This window comes from Pseudomonas sp. TUM22785 (assembly GCF_028198105.1).
GTDB lineage: Bacteria > Pseudomonadota > Gammaproteobacteria > Pseudomonadales > Pseudomonadaceae > Metapseudomonas > Metapseudomonas solani.
Genome location: NZ_CP116239.1, coordinates 6029429 through 6046393, shown reverse-complemented (window position 1 = coordinate 6046393; position 16965 = coordinate 6029429). Strand labels below are relative to the sequence as shown.

14 protein-coding genes are annotated in these 16965 nt (G+C 63.9%); 9 read left to right on the top strand and 5 right to left on the bottom strand.

The features are described 5' to 3' along the window. Positions 1–44: 44 nt before the first annotated feature. The 9 genes from nusA (at position 45) to PI990_RS27525 (ending at position 10452) form a co-directional block, all read left to right on the top strand. Positions 45–1526: a transcription termination factor NusA gene (gene nusA, locus PI990_RS27565; protein ID WP_021217900.1), complete on the top strand. Its 1482-nt coding sequence runs from the start codon at positions 45–47 to the stop codon at positions 1524–1526. A gap of 27 nt (positions 1527–1553) precedes the next feature. Then, a complete protein-coding gene (gene infB / locus PI990_RS27560; protein WP_043245240.1) occupies positions 1554–4079 on the top strand; it encodes a translation initiation factor IF-2 in 2526 nt (841 codons plus the stop codon). 108 nt (positions 4080–4187) lie between these two features. Beyond that, positions 4188–4577, top strand: coding sequence for a 30S ribosome-binding factor RbfA (gene rbfA / locus PI990_RS27555; RefSeq protein WP_031287192.1), 390 nt, complete (start codon positions 4188–4190; stop codon positions 4575–4577). A gap of 2 nt (positions 4578–4579) precedes the next feature. Then, positions 4580–5497, top strand: a complete 918-nt coding sequence (gene truB / locus PI990_RS27550) for a tRNA pseudouridine(55) synthase TruB (protein WP_271659078.1) — start codon at positions 4580–4582, stop codon at positions 5495–5497. Between the two features lie 92 nt (positions 5498–5589). After that, on the top strand, positions 5590–5859 hold the full coding sequence (rpsO, locus tag PI990_RS27545; protein WP_021217896.1) for a 30S ribosomal protein S15: 270 nt from the start codon (positions 5590–5592) through the stop codon (positions 5857–5859). A gap of 163 nt (positions 5860–6022) precedes the next feature. Continuing rightward, positions 6023–8131 (top strand): polyribonucleotide nucleotidyltransferase, encoded by a 2109-nt coding sequence (pnp, locus tag PI990_RS27540; protein ID WP_021217895.1) that lies wholly within the window; start codon positions 6023–6025, stop codon positions 8129–8131. Positions 8132–8228: 97 nt separating this feature from the next. Continuing rightward, a complete protein-coding gene (locus tag PI990_RS27535; protein ID WP_271659077.1) occupies positions 8229–9641 on the top strand; it encodes a hypothetical protein in 1413 nt (470 codons plus the stop codon). Positions 9642–9842: 201 nt separating this feature from the next. Next, positions 9843–10196 (top strand): BON domain-containing protein, encoded by a 354-nt coding sequence (locus tag PI990_RS27530; protein WP_021217893.1) that lies wholly within the window; start codon positions 9843–9845, stop codon positions 10194–10196. A 58-nt stretch (positions 10197–10254) separates the two neighbouring features. Continuing rightward, positions 10255–10452: a CsbD family protein gene (locus tag PI990_RS27525; protein WP_021217892.1), complete on the top strand. Its 198-nt coding sequence runs from the start codon at positions 10255–10257 to the stop codon at positions 10450–10452. 105 nt (positions 10453–10557) lie between these two features. Here PI990_RS27525 and PI990_RS27520 read toward each other — a convergent pair whose 3' ends face one another. The 5 genes from PI990_RS27520 to PI990_RS27500 all read right to left on the bottom strand — a co-directional run bounded on the left by PI990_RS27520 (position 10558) and on the right by PI990_RS27500 (position 16930). Next, positions 10558–12012, bottom strand: a complete 1455-nt coding sequence (locus PI990_RS27520; protein WP_271659076.1) for a rhomboid family intramembrane serine protease — start codon at positions 12010–12012, stop codon at positions 10558–10560. Positions 12013–12049: 37 nt separating this feature from the next. Further along, a complete protein-coding gene (locus PI990_RS27515) occupies positions 12050–12346 on the bottom strand; it encodes a DUF2845 domain-containing protein (RefSeq protein ID WP_043245243.1) in 297 nt (98 codons plus the stop codon). A 61-nt stretch (positions 12347–12407) separates the two neighbouring features. Further along, positions 12408–12731 (bottom strand): DUF2845 domain-containing protein, encoded by a 324-nt coding sequence (locus tag PI990_RS27510; RefSeq protein ID WP_031287191.1) that lies wholly within the window; start codon positions 12729–12731, stop codon positions 12408–12410. A gap of 127 nt (positions 12732–12858) precedes the next feature. Beyond that, entirely contained in the window at positions 12859–15810 is a 2952-nt protein-coding gene (locus PI990_RS27505) for a DUF748 domain-containing protein (protein WP_271659075.1), read from the bottom strand. Between the two features lie 100 nt (positions 15811–15910). After that, complete coding sequence (locus PI990_RS27500; protein WP_271659074.1) at positions 15911–16930, bottom strand: class I SAM-dependent rRNA methyltransferase; 1020 nt, start codon at positions 16928–16930, stop codon at positions 15911–15913. Between the last annotated feature and the right edge of the window lie 35 nt (positions 16931–16965).

Sequence of the window (16965 nt, the reverse complement as noted above, 5' to 3'; positions counted from 1 at the left end):
GCGGATCCCGCGGATCCAATGGATTGCGAAAGGCGAGGCGTACGATGAGCAAAGAAGTACTGCTGGTTGTTGAGTCGGTATCCAACGAAAAAGGCGTACCGGCTGGCGTGATCTTCGAAGCACTGGAGCTGGCACTGGCCACTGCTACCAAGAAACGCTTCGAAGAAGAAGTCGAGCTGCGTGTGGAGATCAATCGCCACACCGGTAGCTATGACACCTACCGCCGCTGGGCGGTCGTCGAAGAAGACGATCAGGTAAACCCGGCGGCCGAACTGACCGTTGAAGAAGCCCAGGAAAAACAACCTGGTGCCAAGGTCGGTGATTTCGTCGAAGAAAAGATCGAATCCATCGAGTTCGGCCGTATCGCTGCACAGACCGCCAAGCAGGTGATCGTGCAGAAGGTTCGCGAAGCCGAGCGTGCCCAAGTGGTCGAAGCCTATCGCGAGAAGCTGGGCGACATCATTTCCGGCACCGTGAAGAAGGTCACCCGCGACAACGTGATCGTCGACCTGGGTAACAACGCTGAGGCGTTGCTGGCCCGCGAAGACATCATCTCCCGTGAGACCTTCCGCGTAGGCGCTCGTGTTCGTGCGCTGCTGAAAGAAATCCGCACCGAGAACCGTGGCCCTCAGCTGATCCTGTCGCGCACTGCGCCGCAGATGCTGATCGAGCTGTTCCGCATCGAAGTGCCGGAAATCGCCGAAGAGCTGATCGAAGTGATGGCCGCGTCCCGTGACCCGGGTTCCCGCGCCAAGATCGCCGTTCGCTCCAAGGACAAACGTATCGACCCGCAAGGCGCCTGCATCGGCATGCGCGGTTCGCGCGTCCAGGCCGTCTCCGGCGAGCTGGGTGGCGAGCGTGTCGACATCGTCCTGTGGGATGACAACCCCGCTCAGTTCGTGATCAACGCCATGGCTCCGGCCGAAGTGGCCGCGATCATCGTCGACGAAGATGCCCATGCCATGGACATCGCCGTAGGCGAAGACAACCTTGCCCAGGCCATCGGCCGTGGCGGTCAGAACGTGCGCCTGGCGAGCCAGCTGACCGGCTGGACCCTGAACGTGATGACCGAGGCCGACATCCAGGCCAAGCAGCAGGCTGAGACCGGCGACATCATGCAGGCCTTCGTCGACGAGCTGGAAGTCGATGAAGAGCTGGCCCAGGTACTGGTCGAGGAAGGTTTCACCAGCCTCGAAGAGATCGCCTACGTACCGATGGAAGAGATGCTGAGCATCGACGGCTTCGACGAAGACATCGTCAACGAGCTGCGTGCCCGCGCCAAGGATCGCCTGTTGACCAAGGCTATCGCCACTGAAGAAAAACTGGCTGACGCTCAGCCGGCGGACGACCTGCTTGCTCTCGAAGGCATGGACAAAGAGCTGGCTGTTGAGCTGGCAGTACGTGGCGTAGTCAACCGCGAAGACCTGGCCGAGCAGTCTATCGACGACCTGCTCGACATCGACGGCATGGACGAAGAGCGTGCCGGCAAGCTGATCATGGCCGCCCGAGCCCATTGGTTCGAGTAAGCAGTCGCGGCCTGAGGAGAGAAGTGCATGACGCAAGTCACGGTGAAAGAACTGGCCCAAGTGGTCGACACACCGGTGGAACGCCTGCTGTTGCAGATGCGTGAGGCAGGGTTGCCGCACACCAGCGCCGAACAAGTTGTGACTGACAATGAGAAACAAGCGCTGCTGGCGCATCTCAAGGGCAGTCACGGCGAGCGGCTGGAAGAGCCCCGCAAGATCACCTTGCAGCGCAAGACCACCACTACGCTGAGAGTTGCCGGTAGCAAGACCATCAGTGTTGAAGTACGTAAGAAGAAGACTTACGTGAAGCGCAGCCCCGACGAGATCGAGGCCGAGAAGAAGCGCGAGCTCGAAGAGCAGCGCGCTGCCGAAGAAGCTGCACGCCTGAAGACCGAGGAAGAGGCCAAGCGCCGCTCCGAGGAAGAGGCCCGTCGCCAAGCCGACGCCCGTGCTCTCGAAGCCGCTCGCGGTGGTGAAGCCGGCGCGCCTGCTGCCGCTGCTGTCGGCGAAGCTGCCGCACCGGCTGCCGCTGCGAACGCCGCCGCCGCTCCTGCTGGCGCCGATGATCGCAAGAAGGAAGAGCCGCGTCGCCCTGAAAAGGCCCGCGACGAAGACGAGCGCCGCGATCGCAAGCACACGCAGCACCGTCCTTCGGTCAAAGAGAAGGAAAAGGTTCCCGCCCCGCGCGTGGCACCTCGCAGCACCGACGAGGAAAGCGATGGCTACCGTCGTGGTGGTCGTGGCAAATCCAAGCTCAAGAAGCGCAACCAGCACGGGTTCCAGAGCCCGACAGGACCGATTGTGCGTGATGTGAATATCGGCGAGACCATCACCGTGGCCGAACTGGCTGCTCAGATGGCCGTCAAGGGCGCAGAGATCGTCAAGTTCATGTTCAAGATGGGCACCCCGGTGACCATCAACCAGGTACTGGACCAGGAAACTGGCCAGCTGATCGCGGAAGAGTTCGGCCACAAGGTCAAGCTCGTCAGCGAGAACGCGCTGGAAGAACAACTGGCCGAATCCCTGAAGTTCGAAGGTGAGGCCATTCACCGTGCGCCGGTCGTGACCGTCATGGGCCACGTCGACCACGGTAAAACCTCGCTGCTCGACTACATCCGTCGTGCCAAGGTGGCTGCTGGCGAAGCCGGCGGCATCACCCAGCACATCGGCGCCTACCACGTCGAAACCGACCGCGGCATGGTCACCTTCCTCGACACCCCCGGCCACGCTGCGTTCACCGCAATGCGTGCCCGTGGTGCCAAGGCGACCGACATCGTCATCCTCGTGGTGGCAGCGGACGACGGCGTGATGCCGCAGACCGAAGAAGCCGTACAGCACGCGAAAGCGGCTGGCGTGCCGATCGTGGTCGCGGTGAACAAGATCGACAAGCCCGAAGCTGACCTCGACCGCATCAAGAACGACCTCGCCGGTCGCGACGTGATCCCGGAAGAGTGGGGCGGCGACACCCAGTTCGTACCCGTCTCGGCGAAAGTCGGTACCGGTGTCGACGAACTGCTGGAAGCCGTACTGCTGCAGGCTGAAGTCCTGGAACTCAAAGCCACCCCGTCGGCCCCTGGCCGTGGTGTAGTGGTCGAGTCCCGCCTGGACAAGGGCCGTGGCCCGGTGGCTACCGTTCTGGTTCAGGACGGTACCCTGCGCCAAGGCGACATGGTTCTCTGCGGCGTCAACTTCGGTCGCGTCCGTGCCATGCTCGACGAGAACGGCAAGCCCATCAAGGAAGCCGGCCCCTCGATCCCGGTCGAGATCCTCGGCCTGGACGGCACCCCGGATGCGGGTGACGAGCTGACCGTGATCGGCGACGAGAAGAAGGCCCGTGAAGTGGCCCTGTTCCGTCAAGGCAAGTTCCGCGAGGTCAAGCTGGCCCGCGCGCATGCCGGCAAGCTGGAAAACATCTTCGAGAACATGGGCCAGGACGAGAAGAAGACGCTCAACATCGTCCTCAAGTCCGACGTTCGTGGTTCGCTGGAGGCCCTGCAGGGCGCGCTGGCGGATCTCGGCAACGACGAAGTCCAGGTGCGTGTGGTCGGTGGCGGCGTCGGTGGTATCACCGAGAGCGACGCCAACCTGGCGCTGGCCTCCAACGCCGTACTGTTCGGCTTCAACGTGCGTGCCGATGCGGGCGCCCGGAAGATCGTCGAGCAGGAAGGTCTGGACCTGCGCTACTACAACATCATCTACGACATCATCGAAGACGTTAAGAAAGCACTGTCCGGCATGCTCGGCAGCGACGTCCGGGAGAACATCCTGGGTATCGCCGAAGTGCGCGACGTGTTCCGCTCGCCGAAGTTCGGCGCGGTCGCAGGCTGCATGGTTACCGAGGGCATGGTCCACCGTAACCGTCCGATCCGCGTACTGCGTGACGACGTGGTGATCTTCGAAGGCGAACTGGAATCCCTGCGCCGCTTCAAGGACGACGTGTCCGAGGTGCGTGCCGGCATGGAATGCGGTATCGGCGTGAAGAGCTACAACGACGTCAAGGTCGGCGACAAGATCGAAGTGTTCGAGAAGGTCCAAGTGGCTCGCAGCCTCTAAGCGCGAGCTGCAATACGCAACGCCCGGTCCAGCTTCCGCTCGGCCGGGCGTTTGCCGCTTTTGAACCCTGTGGTTTCTGGCCCCGGGGGAGAGTGCAGGTAGCAGGAAATGGCAAAAGAATACAGCCGTACCCAACGTATCGGGGATCAGATGCAGCGTGAGCTGGCCTCGCTGATCCAACGTGAAATCAAAGACCCGCGTCTTGGCCTGGTCACCATCACCGGCTGCGACGTGGCCCGTGACCTGTCCCACGCCAAGGTGTTCATCACCGTGATGGGGCAGGACGACAACCCAGAAGTCATCAAGCAGAACACCGCCATCCTCAACGATGCCGCCGGGTTCCTGCGCATGCAGCTGGGTCGCGCGATGAAGCTGCGCACCGTGCCGCAGTTGCACTTCAACTACGACGCCAGCATCCGTCGTGGTGTCGAGCTGTCGGCGCTGATCGAGCGCGCGGTGGCCGAGGATCGCAAGCACCAGGACGACGGCGAGGAATAACCGTGGCCCAGGTGAAACGCATCCGCCGCAACGTCAGCGGCATTCTGATCCTCGACAAGCCTCGCGGCATGAGCTCCAACCAGGCCCTGCAGAAGGTGCGCTGGTTGCTCAACGCCGAGAAGGCCGGCCACACCGGCAGCCTCGATCCCCTGGCCACCGGCGTGCTGCCGCTGTGCTTCGGCGAGGCGACCAAGTTCTCCCAGTACCTGCTGGATGCCGACAAGGGCTACGAGACCCTGGCGCAGCTGGGCGTCACCACCACCACGGGCGATGCCGAGGGCGAGATTCTCGAGCGTCGTGAGGTGACCGTCGGTCGTGCCGATATCGAAGCGCGTCTCGACGACTTCCGTGGCGAAATCAAGCAGATACCGCCCATGTACTCGGCCCTGAAGAAAGACGGGCAGCCGCTGTACAAGCTGGCGCGTGCGGGCGAGGTAGTGGAGCGCGAAGCGCGTTCTGTTACTATTGCGCGCCTGGAATTGCTGGCCTTCGAGTCCGCCCAGGCGAGGCTCGCCGTGGCCTGCAGCAAAGGCACCTACATTCGCACGCTGGTCGAAGACCTCGGGCAGGTGCTGGGTTGCGGGGCTCACGTGGCGGAACTGCGCCGCATTCAGGCAGGCCCCTTCGTCCTGGCCCAGGCGATCACCCTGGAAGCGCTGGAAAAGGCCCATGCCGAAGGTGGCAACGAGGCGCTGGACCAGTTCCTGTTGCCGGAAGACAGCGGCCTGGAACATTGGCCCCTGATCCAGTTGAGCGAACACAGTGCTTACTACTGGTTGCATGGCCAACCGGTAAGGGCTCCCGAAGCGCCGAAGTTCGGCATGCTGCGGGTGCAGGATCACAACGGTCGCTTCATCGGTATCGGTGAAGTGAGCGATGACGGGCGCGTAGCGCCGCGTCGACTGATTCGGTCGGAATGACCGATTCGAGGGTGGCTGTTAATAGGCACGGTCACTCCTCCTTTTAAAACACGGGACAGGTTCCCGGCCTATTACCTCAGAGGAAGCCCATCATGGCACTGAGCGTTACTGAGAAAGCCCAGATCGTTAACGAGTACAAGCAAGCTGAAGGCGACACCGGTTCTCCGGAAGTGCAAGTTGCACTGCTGACCGCCAACATCAACAAGCTGCAGGATCACTTCAAGGCCAACGGCAAAGACCACCACTCCCGTCGTGGTCTGATCCGCATGGTCAACCAGCGCCGCAAGCTGCTGGACTACCTGAAGGGTAAGGACACCACTCGTTACAGCACCCTGATCGGTCGTCTGGGTCTGCGTCGCTAAGACGCACTCAAGCTGGAAGCTGGAAGTCGGGGGTTGGCAGCAAGGCATCGTTCTTGCTCCAGCCTCGGGCTTCCAGCTTCAGGCTTTTTGAGGAAGACGACGGGCCGATTCCCGTGCCTTCCGCAGATTTCCCCCAAAGGCAACTACAGAAGGTAAAGACACCGTGAACCCGGTAATCAAGAAATTCCAGTTCGGTCAGTCGACCGTAACCCTCGAGACTGGCCGTATCGCCCGTCAAGCTTCCGGTGCCGTTCTGGTCACCATGGACCAAGACGTCACCGTACTGGTGACCGTGGTCGGCGCCAAGCAAGCCGACCCGGGCAAGGGCTTCTTCCCGCTGTCCGTCCACTACCAGGAAAAAACCTACGCAGCCGGCCGCATCCCCGGTGGTTTCTTCAAGCGTGAAGGCCGTCCTTCCGAGAAAGAGACCCTGACCTCGCGCCTGATCGACCGTCCGATCCGCCCGCTGTTCCCGGAAGGTTTCCTCAACGAAGTGCAGGTCATCTGCACCGTGGTCTCCACCAACAAGAAGACCGATCCGGACGTCGCCGCGATGATCGGTACTTCCGCTGCCCTGGCTATCTCCGGCATTCCCTTCGCCGGCCCGATCGGCGCTGCTCGCGTGGCCTACCACGAGAGCACCGGCTACCTGCTGAACCCGAACTACGAGCAGCTCAAGGCTTCCAGCCTGGACATGGTCGTTGCCGGTACCCAGGACGCCGTGCTGATGGTTGAATCCGAAGCCCAGGAACTGACCGAAGACCAGATGCTCGGTGGCGTGCTGTTCGCCCACCAGGAATTCCAGGCCGTGATCAACGCCGTCAAGGAATTCGCTGCCGAAGCCGGCAAGCCGACCTGGAACTGGACCGCTCCGGTCGAGAACACCGCTCTGCTCGGCGCCATCAAGGCCGAGTTCGGCGAGGCCATCTCCCAGGCCTACACCATCACCATCAAGCAAGACCGCTACAACCGCCTCGGCGAGCTGCGTGACCAGGTCGTCGCCCGCTTCGCTGGCGAAGAAGCCGGTCAATTCCCGGCCGGTGAAGTCAAGGACGCCTTCGGCCTCCTGGAATACCGCACCGTGCGCGAGAACATCGTCAACGGCAAACCGCGTATCGACGGCCGCGACACCCGCACCGTACGTCCGCTGAAGATCGAAGTCGGCGTGCTCGACAAGACCCACGGTTCCGCCCTGTTCACCCGTGGCGAAACCCAGGCTCTGGTCGTTGCCACCCTCGGTACCGCCCGTGATGCCCAGCTGCTGGACACCCTGGAAGGCGAGCGCAAAGACGGCTTCATGCTGCACTACAACTTCCCGCCCTTCTCGGTGGGCGAGTGCGGCCGTATGGGCAGCGCCGGCCGTCGCGAGATCGGTCACGGTCGCCTGGCCCGTCGTGGCGTTTCCGCCATGCTGCCGAAGAGCGATGAGTTCCCCTACACCATCCGTGTAGTGTCGGAAATCACCGAGTCCAACGGCTCCAGCTCCATGGCTTCCGTCTGCGGCGCCTCCCTGGCCCTGATGGACGCTGGCGTGCCGATGAAGGCACCGGTCGCTGGTATCGCCATGGGCCTGGTCAAGGAAGGTGACAAGTTCGCCGTTCTGACCGACATCCTCGGTGACGAAGACCACCTGGGCGACATGGACTTCAAGGTAGCCGGTACCGCCAAAGGCGTAACCGCGCTGCAGATGGACATCAAGATCAACGGCATCACCGAAGAGATCATGGAGATTGCCCTGGAGCAGGCACTGGAAGCACGCCTGAACATCCTCGGTCAGATGAACCAGATCATCGGTCAGTCCCGTACCGAGCTGTCGGCCAACGCTCCGACCATGATCGCGATGAAGATCGACACCGATAAGATCCGTGACGTCATCGGCAAGGGCGGCGCCACTATCCGCTCCATCTGCGAAGAGACCAAGGCCTCCATCGACATCGAAGACGATGGCAGCGTGAAGATCTTCGGCGAAACCAAGGAAGCTGCCGAGGCTGCACGTCAGCGCGTACTGGGCATCACCGCAGAAGCCGAGATCGGCAAGGTCTACGTGGGCAAGGTCGAGCGCATCGTCGACTTCGGCGCCTTCGTCAATATCCTCCCGGGCAAAGACGGCCTGGTGCACATCTCGCAGATCAGCGACAAGCGCATCGACAAGGTCACCGACGTCCTGCAGGAAGGCCAGGAAGTGAAGGTACTGGTGCTGGACGTGGACAACCGCGGCCGCATCAAACTGTCCATGAAAGACGTGGACGCAGCTGAGGCCTCGGGCGTTTGATCCCCGGCTAAGGCAAATGAGAGAGGGCCCCTTGCGGGCCCTCTTTTTTTTCCCGGAAAATGGCGCGCCGCCAGAATCAGCCCAAGGAAACCGGGTCATGGATAAGACCTACTGCAAGTACCACCAGAGCCAACCCGCCACCTGGCATTGCCCGCCTTGCGAGCGTCATTTCGGCGACTGCTGCATTCCGCTCAACGCCGACGAGCCCAACGAGTCGCCCACCTGCCCGTTGTGCCGGGCGCCGCTGCATTTCCTTGGCGCGGCCAATACCGCGCAGCCCTTCTGGGAGCGCATCCCCCGGTTCTTCCTCTTTGGCCTGCAGACCGGCCCCCTGGCCTTCGCCGGGCTATTGGCCCTGGCCAGCCTGTTCATGCCGCGTTCGCTGATCCTCTGGATCGTCCTGTTCAGCGTCGCCACCAAGTACTTCCACAGCGTCATCGAGGCCGCCAGCGAAGGCGGGCGCGAGGCTCCCGGCCTGGCCACGGCCTTCGTTGGCGAGGGCTTCTCGCTGTTCATCAAGCAGTTGGTGGTGTTCCTCGTCGCCTTCGGCGTGCTCTGGCTCGTCGCCGACTTCCAAAGCGAGGCACTGTTCTGGGCGGTGAACATCGGCCTGATGCTGCTGATGCCGGCGAGCATCATCCGCCTGGCCCTGAACAAGGAGCTGGGGGCGGCGCTTAGCCCCGAGCAACTGGGGGAGGTGATCAAGGCCATGGGCTGGCGTTACCTCATCCTCTGCATCTTCCTTTTCGCCCTCTGGCAGTCGCCGGACTACGTCACCTACCTGCTCTCCCACGGCCTGCCGCGCGTGGTGCTGCTGCCCATCGCCGCCTTCCTGTTCGGTTATTTCGGCGTGGTGATGTGCGCCATGATGGGCTACGCCGTCTTCCAATATCAGGGTGCCCTGGGCTTCGCCATCGCCGAGGAGGGCGCCCAGGAAGGCCTTCCCGCTGCCGAGTGGCGCCGTCGTCGTGCCCTGGCCGAGGCCGAGGTGCGTATCAAGGAAGGCCAGAGCGGCACGGCCCTGGAAACCCTGACCCAGGCCCTGCAGCGTGACCCTGACGACCTCAAGCTCAATGAGCGTTTCCACCAGTTGCTGTTCGGCCTCAATGAGCGCTCGCGCTGCCTGCGCCATCTCGAACACTACCTGCCCCTGGCCGCGCGCCTGAATGCGCCGCTGGGGGCCACGGCGCTGCTCAACGCCCGGCAGTTGCAGGCGGACTACCTGCCGAGCGATGCCCAGGTCTGCGAACGCATTGCCGCGGCGCTGATCGACCGGCACAAGGTGCGCGAGGGCCTCAGCCTGCTACGCAACCTGCACCAACGCTTCCCCGACTATCCCTTCATCCCGCGCGCCTACCTGCTGGCCGCGCGCGGCTTCGCCGAGGGCCTGGGGCAGGTCGAGCCTGCGCGCAAGTTGCTGGGCTATATCCGCGCGCGCTACCCAGCTTCCCCCCTGCTCAAGGATGTGGGGGCTTTGGAAGCGACCCTCGAACGGCTGGCGACGCCCTGACGGGCTCGATCGTGCAAAGTGCACGTGCCGCTTGGCTGGAAATTGCAATCTGCAAGCAGGCAAGCGGTACGATTTAATTGTAAGTAACTGATTTTATTGAGTTTAATTTTCCTTCAAAGCTTGGCACAGGCCTTGCGATATCTACAGTGACTGCAGATAGGACAACGCTGCAGATTATCTAAGAGCACAGGAGAACAACTCATGAAACAGTCTTTCAACAAGTGGACCCTTGCCGCTGTAGCTGCCACCGCCCTGAGCCTGCCCCTGGCCGGCACCGCCTTCGCGGCGCAACCGACCATGCTGGCTGCCAGCGAAACCGTGAACAAGGCTGAAGAGGCCGTTTCCGATACCTGGATCACCAGCAAAGTGAAATCCAGCTTCCTGGCCGACAAGAATCTCAGCGCCCTGGACATCAAGGTCGAAACCAACAAGGGCGTCGTCTCGCTCTCCGGTGTCGTCGCCAGTGATGCCGAGCGTGACCTGGCAGTGACCACCGCCAAATCCATCAAGGGTGTTACCGCGGTATCGGCCGACGGCCTGAAATCCGCCGAGTAACCCTCGCAGCCGGCCGCCCGTACCCGGGCGGCCCGGCGTACCACCTAAGGAGAACGCCATGAATTCCGACATCATCAAAGGCAAATGGAAACAGCTCAGCGGCCGACTCAAGGAGCGCTGGGGCAATCTGACCGACGACGATATCGACGTGGCCGAGGGTCACAGCGAATACCTGGTCGGCAAGTTGCAGGAGCGCTATGGCTGGACCAAGGAAAAGGCCCAGGACGAGCTGCGCGATTTCAGCAGCAAGCTCTGATCCACAGGATTCACGAAAAACCCCGGGCCGCCACCCGGGGTTTTTCGTTGTGGGTGTTCTGCATGGGCGCCGCCGTACAGGTTCACCGGCAGAAACCCGGGCGGATCAGCGCGCCAGGTGCTGCTGGTACAGCCCCAACTGGTGGGTTTGCTCGGCGTCGGGAAACGCCTTGCGCAGGTAGGCGCCCAGTTCGGCGACACCGCGCAGGTCCTGACGTTGGCCCAGTTGCTTGGCGAGCATCAGGGTCAGGCCGGGCAACTGAGCCGGCGGCGTGGCCGCACGGCCGAGCACGCGCCATGGTGCCAGAGCCCTCGGGCCTTCGCCGATCTTCAGCAGGCCCTGCAGCAGGTGCAGCTGGATGGCCGGGTGCTGCAGGAGGCGGTACTGCGCATCGCCGGCGTCATCGGCCAGGCGGCACAGCAGGGTGCGGGCGAGCGTTGGGTCGGGCAGGGCGAAAAGCTGCTTGAGCACCGCGCTCATCAGCGGCGCGTCGTTGCGGGTCCTGGCCACCGGGTACAGGCGTTCGAGCAGTTCCAGCCGTCCCGGGTAGCGGGTGAGCAGGTCCTGCCCACGGGCAGGGACCTGGTCCAGGGCGAAGCGGCCGATGAGCTGGTCCAGTGCTGCCAGTTCGCGCTTGAAAGGCGCGTCCGGGTCTTCCTTGGCCAGGTATTGCTCATCCACCTTCAACCCGCCCAGACGACGAGGCAGCCAGGTGCCGATGAAGCCGAAGCCCAGGCCGCCGAGGTGCGCGTAGTAGTTGACGTGGTCGTTGGCCAGAAACAGGCCGTAGAGCTCCTTGCCCATCCAGATCGGCAGGATCCACAGCGCCGGCGCCTTGAAGTAGCCGATCAGCGGGCCGAGCCAGTAGAAGAAGTTGATCCGCCGCAGCCCGTAGACGCCGATGTACATGCCCATCAGGCCCGCCACTGCGCCCGATGCGCCGATGCCGGGTACCCAGCCCGGGTCCAGCGCCCACCAGAGCAGGTGCGAGGCCAGGCCGCTGGCGATGTACAGCGCCAGGTAGGCGCCGCGCCCGAGCGCGCGCTCCAGGGCGAAGCCGCAGATGAACAGGAAGATCATGTTGCCCAGCAGGTGATCGAAGCTGCCGTGGAGGAACATCGCCCCGAACAGGCCTTCGACGGTAAAGCGCTTGGGCACGAAGCCGAAGCGGTAGCTGCTGATCTGGTCGCGGGCGGCCTCGGCCGGGGCGCGCGCCTTCTGCCAGGCCGGGTCGGCCTGGTAGGCGGGGGAGCGGTGCAGCTGGTCTTCGAATTCGAGGTCACGCAGCACGTAGCCAGCCAGGTCCTGGCGGCGCGCGGCGTCGATGCCGCGGCGCTCGTCGGCGTCCAGTTCGTGGCGCTGGGCCAGGCTGTCGATGAACAGCGCCCGCTCACGATTGAGCAGGCCGCCATCGAGGTAGAGATGCACGGCGGCGTCCGTACGCGCTTCGTCACCGCCCTGGTAGGCGAGGTAGATCAGCGTGTTGAGGATCACCAGCAACAGGGTGACGACGGGCGGACGTTTCCAGTCCAGCGGGTGTTCGGCGGGGAGGATGATCAAGCGGGACGTCCTTGTCGCGGATCGGATTCAGGGTAGGTCAGTTGCGTTTGCTTTCAACCGACGTCAGGCGGCCACCGGTGAAGTCCAAGTAGTAGTACATGCCGTTGACCGGCCCGTAGACCCATTCCTCCACCTGCATCTCCTGGCGGCCACTGCGGGTTTCGGAGTAGCCGATGAGGTTGCGGCTGACCGGGTCGCCGCATTTGCGCTGCACTTCGACGGCGCGGTCGCCCTCGCTGACCAGCGCACTGCCGCAGCGGAAGGTGGCAGCGGAGGCTTCATGGGCCAGCAGCAGGGCCGGCAGCGCGAGCAGGGAAAGCAGCAGTCTTTTCATGGGTGGGCGTCCTGTCCGGGAAAAATGGGTGGCAGAGCCTAGCACTGCCGATTAATGGCTGTCAGTCGCCACGCTTGCTCTCGATCTTGATCAGCTTGTTCCCTTCGAAGCGCAGGTACTGGTACATGCCGTTGCGCGGCCCGTAGACCCACTCTTCCACCAGCACTTCGCTGGTGTTGCCGTAGCGATCGACCTTCTCGCGGTAGCCCAGGCTGGCACGGCTGGCGGGCTCACCGCACTTGCGCTGTACCTGTGAGGTGCTGTCGTCCTGGCTGATCAGGCCACCGCCTTCGCAGCGCAGCGTGGAGGAGGCCTGGGCAGATGCGGCGGCCAGGAACAGGGGCAGGGCGAGCAGGGGGAGGATCTTCACGAATGCTTCCGTCATTCAGTTTGGGATTTCAGCCTACGCCGCTGAGGCGCGGCTGTCAGCAGGGCCGGGTGCCGCACGAAAACTTGTGCAACACAGCCGTTTGGACAGGTGGAAAGAGGGGGAATTCCAGGGGACTGGGCAGCTATTCGCTGCCCAGTTGCAGGGGCGTGTCGACCTTGCCGTCCGCGTCCGCTTCGCCAAGGCTGACATCGAGCATGTAGACGCGCTCGTCCTGCAGGCCGCCGCGGTCCACCAGGTAATCCTTGATGTTGGCGGCGCGCGCCTGGGCCAGCTGGCGCAACAGCAGCTCGCTCTGCGCCCAGGAGCCGATCACCGCGTCGCGCATCTTCGCCGTGCGTTCCTCGTCGCTGAGGTCCTTCCATTCGGCAGGCGGCTGCTGCTTGAGGCGGGTGCGGTAGATGCCTTCGAGCATCGGCGGCTTCTCGTCGTCCGGCACTTCCAGTTGGGCCGGCTCGGCGGGGACCTTGTCGCCGCGGCGCTGGGCGATCTTGTAGTAGGTGCTCTGGTACTCGCGCTCCAGGCGCTGGGCAGCCAGCAGCGGGCCGTCGCTGGACTTGGCGCTCATGCCTTCCACTTCCAGGCGCAGTGTCGGGCGCTCCTTGAGCGCGGCCGAGAGAGTATCCAAGGCGCGTTGCGCATCGGCGGACAGCTCGCTGCTGCCGGCGGCGAAGGGCACGTTGCTGAGGTCCTGGTCGCCACCGCCGGACACCAGCCCGGCGACGAACTTGAAGGGCGCCTGGGCCGCACGCAGCACCAGGTTGCGCAGGGTCTGCCAGACGATGGGGGCGACACTGAACTGCGGGTCCTTGAGGTTGCCGGCCACCGGCAGCTCGATGTCGATCTTGCCTTCGGTGTCCTTGAGCAGTGCGACCGCCAGCTTGATGGGCAGGTCCACTGCATCGGGGCTCTCGACCTGCTCGCCCAGTTGCAGTTGCTCCAGCACCAGGCGGTTCTGAGCCTTCAACTGGCCCTTCTCGATCTGGTAGTGCAGGTCGAGGTTGAGGCGACCCTTGCGGATGCGGTAACCGGCGAACTTGCCGGAGTAGGGCGTGAGGGTGGTCAGCTCGACGCGCTTGAAGCTGGTGGCGATGTCCAGGGACTCCAGAGGGTCGAAGGGGGTCAGGCTGCCCTTGATGGTGACCGGTGCGTAGCGGTCGACCTTGCCGTTGATATTGACCGTGGCCGGTGTGCGGGTGCGCGTGTCGAGGGTGCCGATCTCGCCATTGAGCTGCTGGATGGCGGTGGCGAAGTTGGGGGTGAGGCTGAAGTCGGCGAAGTTGGCCGAGCCGTTGCTGATGCTTACCGCGCCGACATGGATGTCCAGCGGCTTGCCGGCGGGCTCGGGCTTGGCGTTCGGATCGACGGGCTGCTTGATCACCAGGTCGCTGGCGTTGGTGGTCAGGTCTTCGTTGATGATGAAGCGCGCATAGGGCTGGGTGATGCCGACCTTGTCGATGGACAGGCTATCGCCGTGGCGGTAGGCCAGGCCTTCCACCAGCAACTGCTGCCATTTGACGAAGTCGCGCTCCTTGAGCGTATCCAGGGTGTGCAGCTGGTTGACCAGGGCACGGCCGGTGATGGTCAGGGCCAGCGGTTCGGTGCCGGTGAGGGTGACGTCGAGGTTGCTGTCGAGCATGCCGCTGCGCAGCTCCAGGCGCACGAAGGGCTCCATGTAGGCCTGGGCCACGCGCAGGTCGATGTCGCGGGTTTCCACCTGCAGCTTGGCGGTGGTCGGCTTCAGCTGCACCTGGCCTTCGGCCTTGAGCTTGCCCTGCTTGCCGAGACCGGTGTCGACGGCGAGCTGGAAGGGCGATTCGCCGAGGCTGTCGAAGTCCTTGAGGTCGAGGTTGAGCGGGCCGACGTCGATCTGCACGGGGCTCTTCGGCACGCGATCGGCCAGGTGCACCTTGTAGCCGCGCAGCTGGGTATCGCGCAGCAGCACCTGCCAGGGTTTGCCGGGTTCGTGCTGCTTCGCCTTGGCGTCTGCCTGTTGGACCGCCGAGGCCTGTTCGGGAGCTTTCGCTTCTTGCTTCGCCGGCTCGGCCTTGGCGTCCTTGGCCGGGGCCTTGGCTTCGCTGGCGAACAGCTTCTGCCAGTCCAGCTGGCCATCGGCTTCGCGGGCTGCCCAGGTTTCCAGGTTCTGGCTGCGGATCTTGCCGACCACCACCTGCTGCTTGGCCAGGTCCAGCGAGCTTTCGCTGACCTCCAGGTTCTCCAGGTTGACCAGCGGGCGCCCGTCCGGGGCCTTGATGGCGAAGGGCGCTACCTTGATCGAGGTCTGTTCCAGTTTCAGTTCGGTGCCTTTGGCCAGGCTCAGGTGGTACTGGGTGGCGAGGCTGATGGTGCCTTTCTCCAATACCAGGGGCACGGCGTCACGCACATAGGGCCAGAAGGCCTTCATGTTGCCTTCGGTGACCTTGAGCTCGCCCTTGGAGACGAAGGGCACCAGGCTCAGGCTGCCCTGCCAGTCGATGCGGCCGCCGTGGGGGCCGGTGGCGACCAGCACCATGTCGGTGTTGTCGTCGCGGATGGTGCTGAGGTTCTTCAGTTCGAGGTTCAACGAGTCGTAGACGAACTCGATGGCATCGCTCGGACGCAGGTCCTGGAAGTGCAGGCCGCCTTCCACCAGGCGGACGCTATCGATGCGCACGGGGAAGGGATCGCCGGCCGGTTCTTCGGCCTTGGGTTCGCTGGGCGGCAGCTGGAACAGCTGGGCCAGGTTGAGCGTGCCGTCCTTGGCGAACAGCACCTCGGTGGTGGACTTCTCCAGCTCCACCTCGGCCAGGTGCAGGGCGCCGGTCCACAGGCTGTCCAGCTGCAGGTTGGCGTGCAGGCGCTGGAAGCCGATCTGTTCCTTGTCCGCCTCGCCGATGTGCAGGCCCCAGAGGGTCAGTTCGAGACTGAAGGGGTTGAGCTGGATGCGCTCGAGCCGGGCGGGAACCTTCGCATACTGGGCCAGTTGCTGGTTGACCACGCGCAGGGCGACCCCGGGGATGATCAGGAAGCCGAGCAGGCTGTACAGAGCGATGACGATCAGCAAGGCGCTGACGGCGCGTTTCAATCCTTTGTGCATGGTGAGGCGTCGACTATCCCGGCGGAGGTGGCTTGGAGTATGGCACGGCCACAAGGTTCCGACAGACGGTTGCTGATGGTTTCGTAGGGCGGTTCTCGCTTCAGAAATGCAGCGCCAGGGTCTTCAGCGGCGGGCGCCCGTCGAGGGAGGGGAAGTCGCTTGCCGGCAGCAGCTGCTCCCATTCCCGCACCGGACGGCCGAGCTTGCTGGCGCAGCGCAGCACCTGTTCGCGCCAGTCCTCGATATCCACCTTCGCCAGGTTGTTGCAGCAGATCAGCGTGCCGTTCTCGGCGGTGGCCTGGATCGCCGGCTTGAGGAGGCTCTGATAGTCACGCAGCAGGTCGACGGTGCCGAAGGCGCTCTTGGCCCAGGCGGGCGGGTCGAGGAATACCAGGTCGAACGGGCGCTGTTCCAGGCGTGGGTAGCTGGGCAGTTTCTGCCCGTGGCGCCGGGCGATGGTCTGGCCGGCCAACTGGCGGATCGCCGGGAAATAGTCCGACTGCACGAAGCGCATGGGCGCAAGCCCGGGGTTGAGCACGGCGTTTTCGCGGCCGACGGCCAGGTTGCCCTCGGCGAAATCCAGGTTCCACACCTCGCTGGCTCCTCCCGCTGCGGCAGCCAGGCCGACGCCACAGGTGTAGGCGAAGAGGTTGAGTACCGACTTGCCGGCAGCGTGGCGCTTTACCCAGCCGCGGGCGTTGCGCAGGTCGAGGAACAGCAGCGGGTCCTGACCGGGATGACGGCCGCGTACCCGGTAGTTCAGGCCCCATTCGTGGCCGACGAGGTCGACCAGTGCGTCTGGCTCGGCCTGGTACACGGGGTCGCTGCGATCGATGCGCGAATTGCCCTGGGAGCGGTCGTTGTAGACCAGCAGCAGTGGCTCGCCGAGGCGTTCCTGCACCTGGGTGGCGGCCTGCAGCAGCTCGTCGCGCTGCAGCGTCTGGTGGAAGCTCTGCACCAGCAGTTGCGGGCCGTAGCGGTCGATGGTCAGGCCGGAGGCGCCTTCCTGGCTGCCATGGAACAGGCGGTAGCAGTCGGTGCCTTGCGCATGCAGGTCGGCGAGCAGGGGCTGGCGGGCGTCGAGTGCGGCGCGCAGCGCCTGGGGGAGATCGGAAGGCATGCGCGGCGTCTCGGAGGAAAGGGCGCGCAGTTTAA

Coding starts and splice junctions, on each gene's coding strand:
- nusA (WP_021217900.1), top strand. CDS start 45: ATGAGCAAAGAAGTACTGCTGGTTGTTGAGTCGGTATCCAACGAAAAA.
- infB (WP_043245240.1), top strand. CDS start 1,554: ATGACGCAAGTCACGGTGAAAGAACTGGCCCAAGTGGTCGACACACCG.
- rbfA (WP_031287192.1), top strand. CDS start 4,188: ATGGCAAAAGAATACAGCCGTACCCAACGTATCGGGGATCAGATGCAG.
- rpsO (WP_021217896.1), top strand. CDS start 5,590: ATGGCACTGAGCGTTACTGAGAAAGCCCAGATCGTTAACGAGTACAAG.
- PI990_RS27535 (WP_271659077.1), top strand. CDS start 8,229: ATGGATAAGACCTACTGCAAGTACCACCAGAGCCAACCCGCCACCTGG.
- PI990_RS27530 (WP_021217893.1), top strand. CDS start 9,843: ATGAAACAGTCTTTCAACAAGTGGACCCTTGCCGCTGTAGCTGCCACC.
- PI990_RS27525 (WP_021217892.1), top strand. CDS start 10,255: ATGAATTCCGACATCATCAAAGGCAAATGGAAACAGCTCAGCGGCCGA.
- PI990_RS27515 (WP_043245243.1), bottom strand. CDS start 12,346: ATGAAAAGACTGCTGCTTTCCCTGCTCGCGCTGCCGGCCCTGCTGCTG.
- PI990_RS27510 (WP_031287191.1), bottom strand. CDS start 12,731: ATGACGGAAGCATTCGTGAAGATCCTCCCCCTGCTCGCCCTGCCCCTG.
- PI990_RS27505 (WP_271659075.1), bottom strand. CDS start 15,810: ATGCACAAAGGATTGAAACGCGCCGTCAGCGCCTTGCTGATCGTCATC.
- PI990_RS27500 (WP_271659074.1), bottom strand. CDS start 16,930: ATGCCTTCCGATCTCCCCCAGGCGCTGCGCGCCGCACTCGACGCCCGC.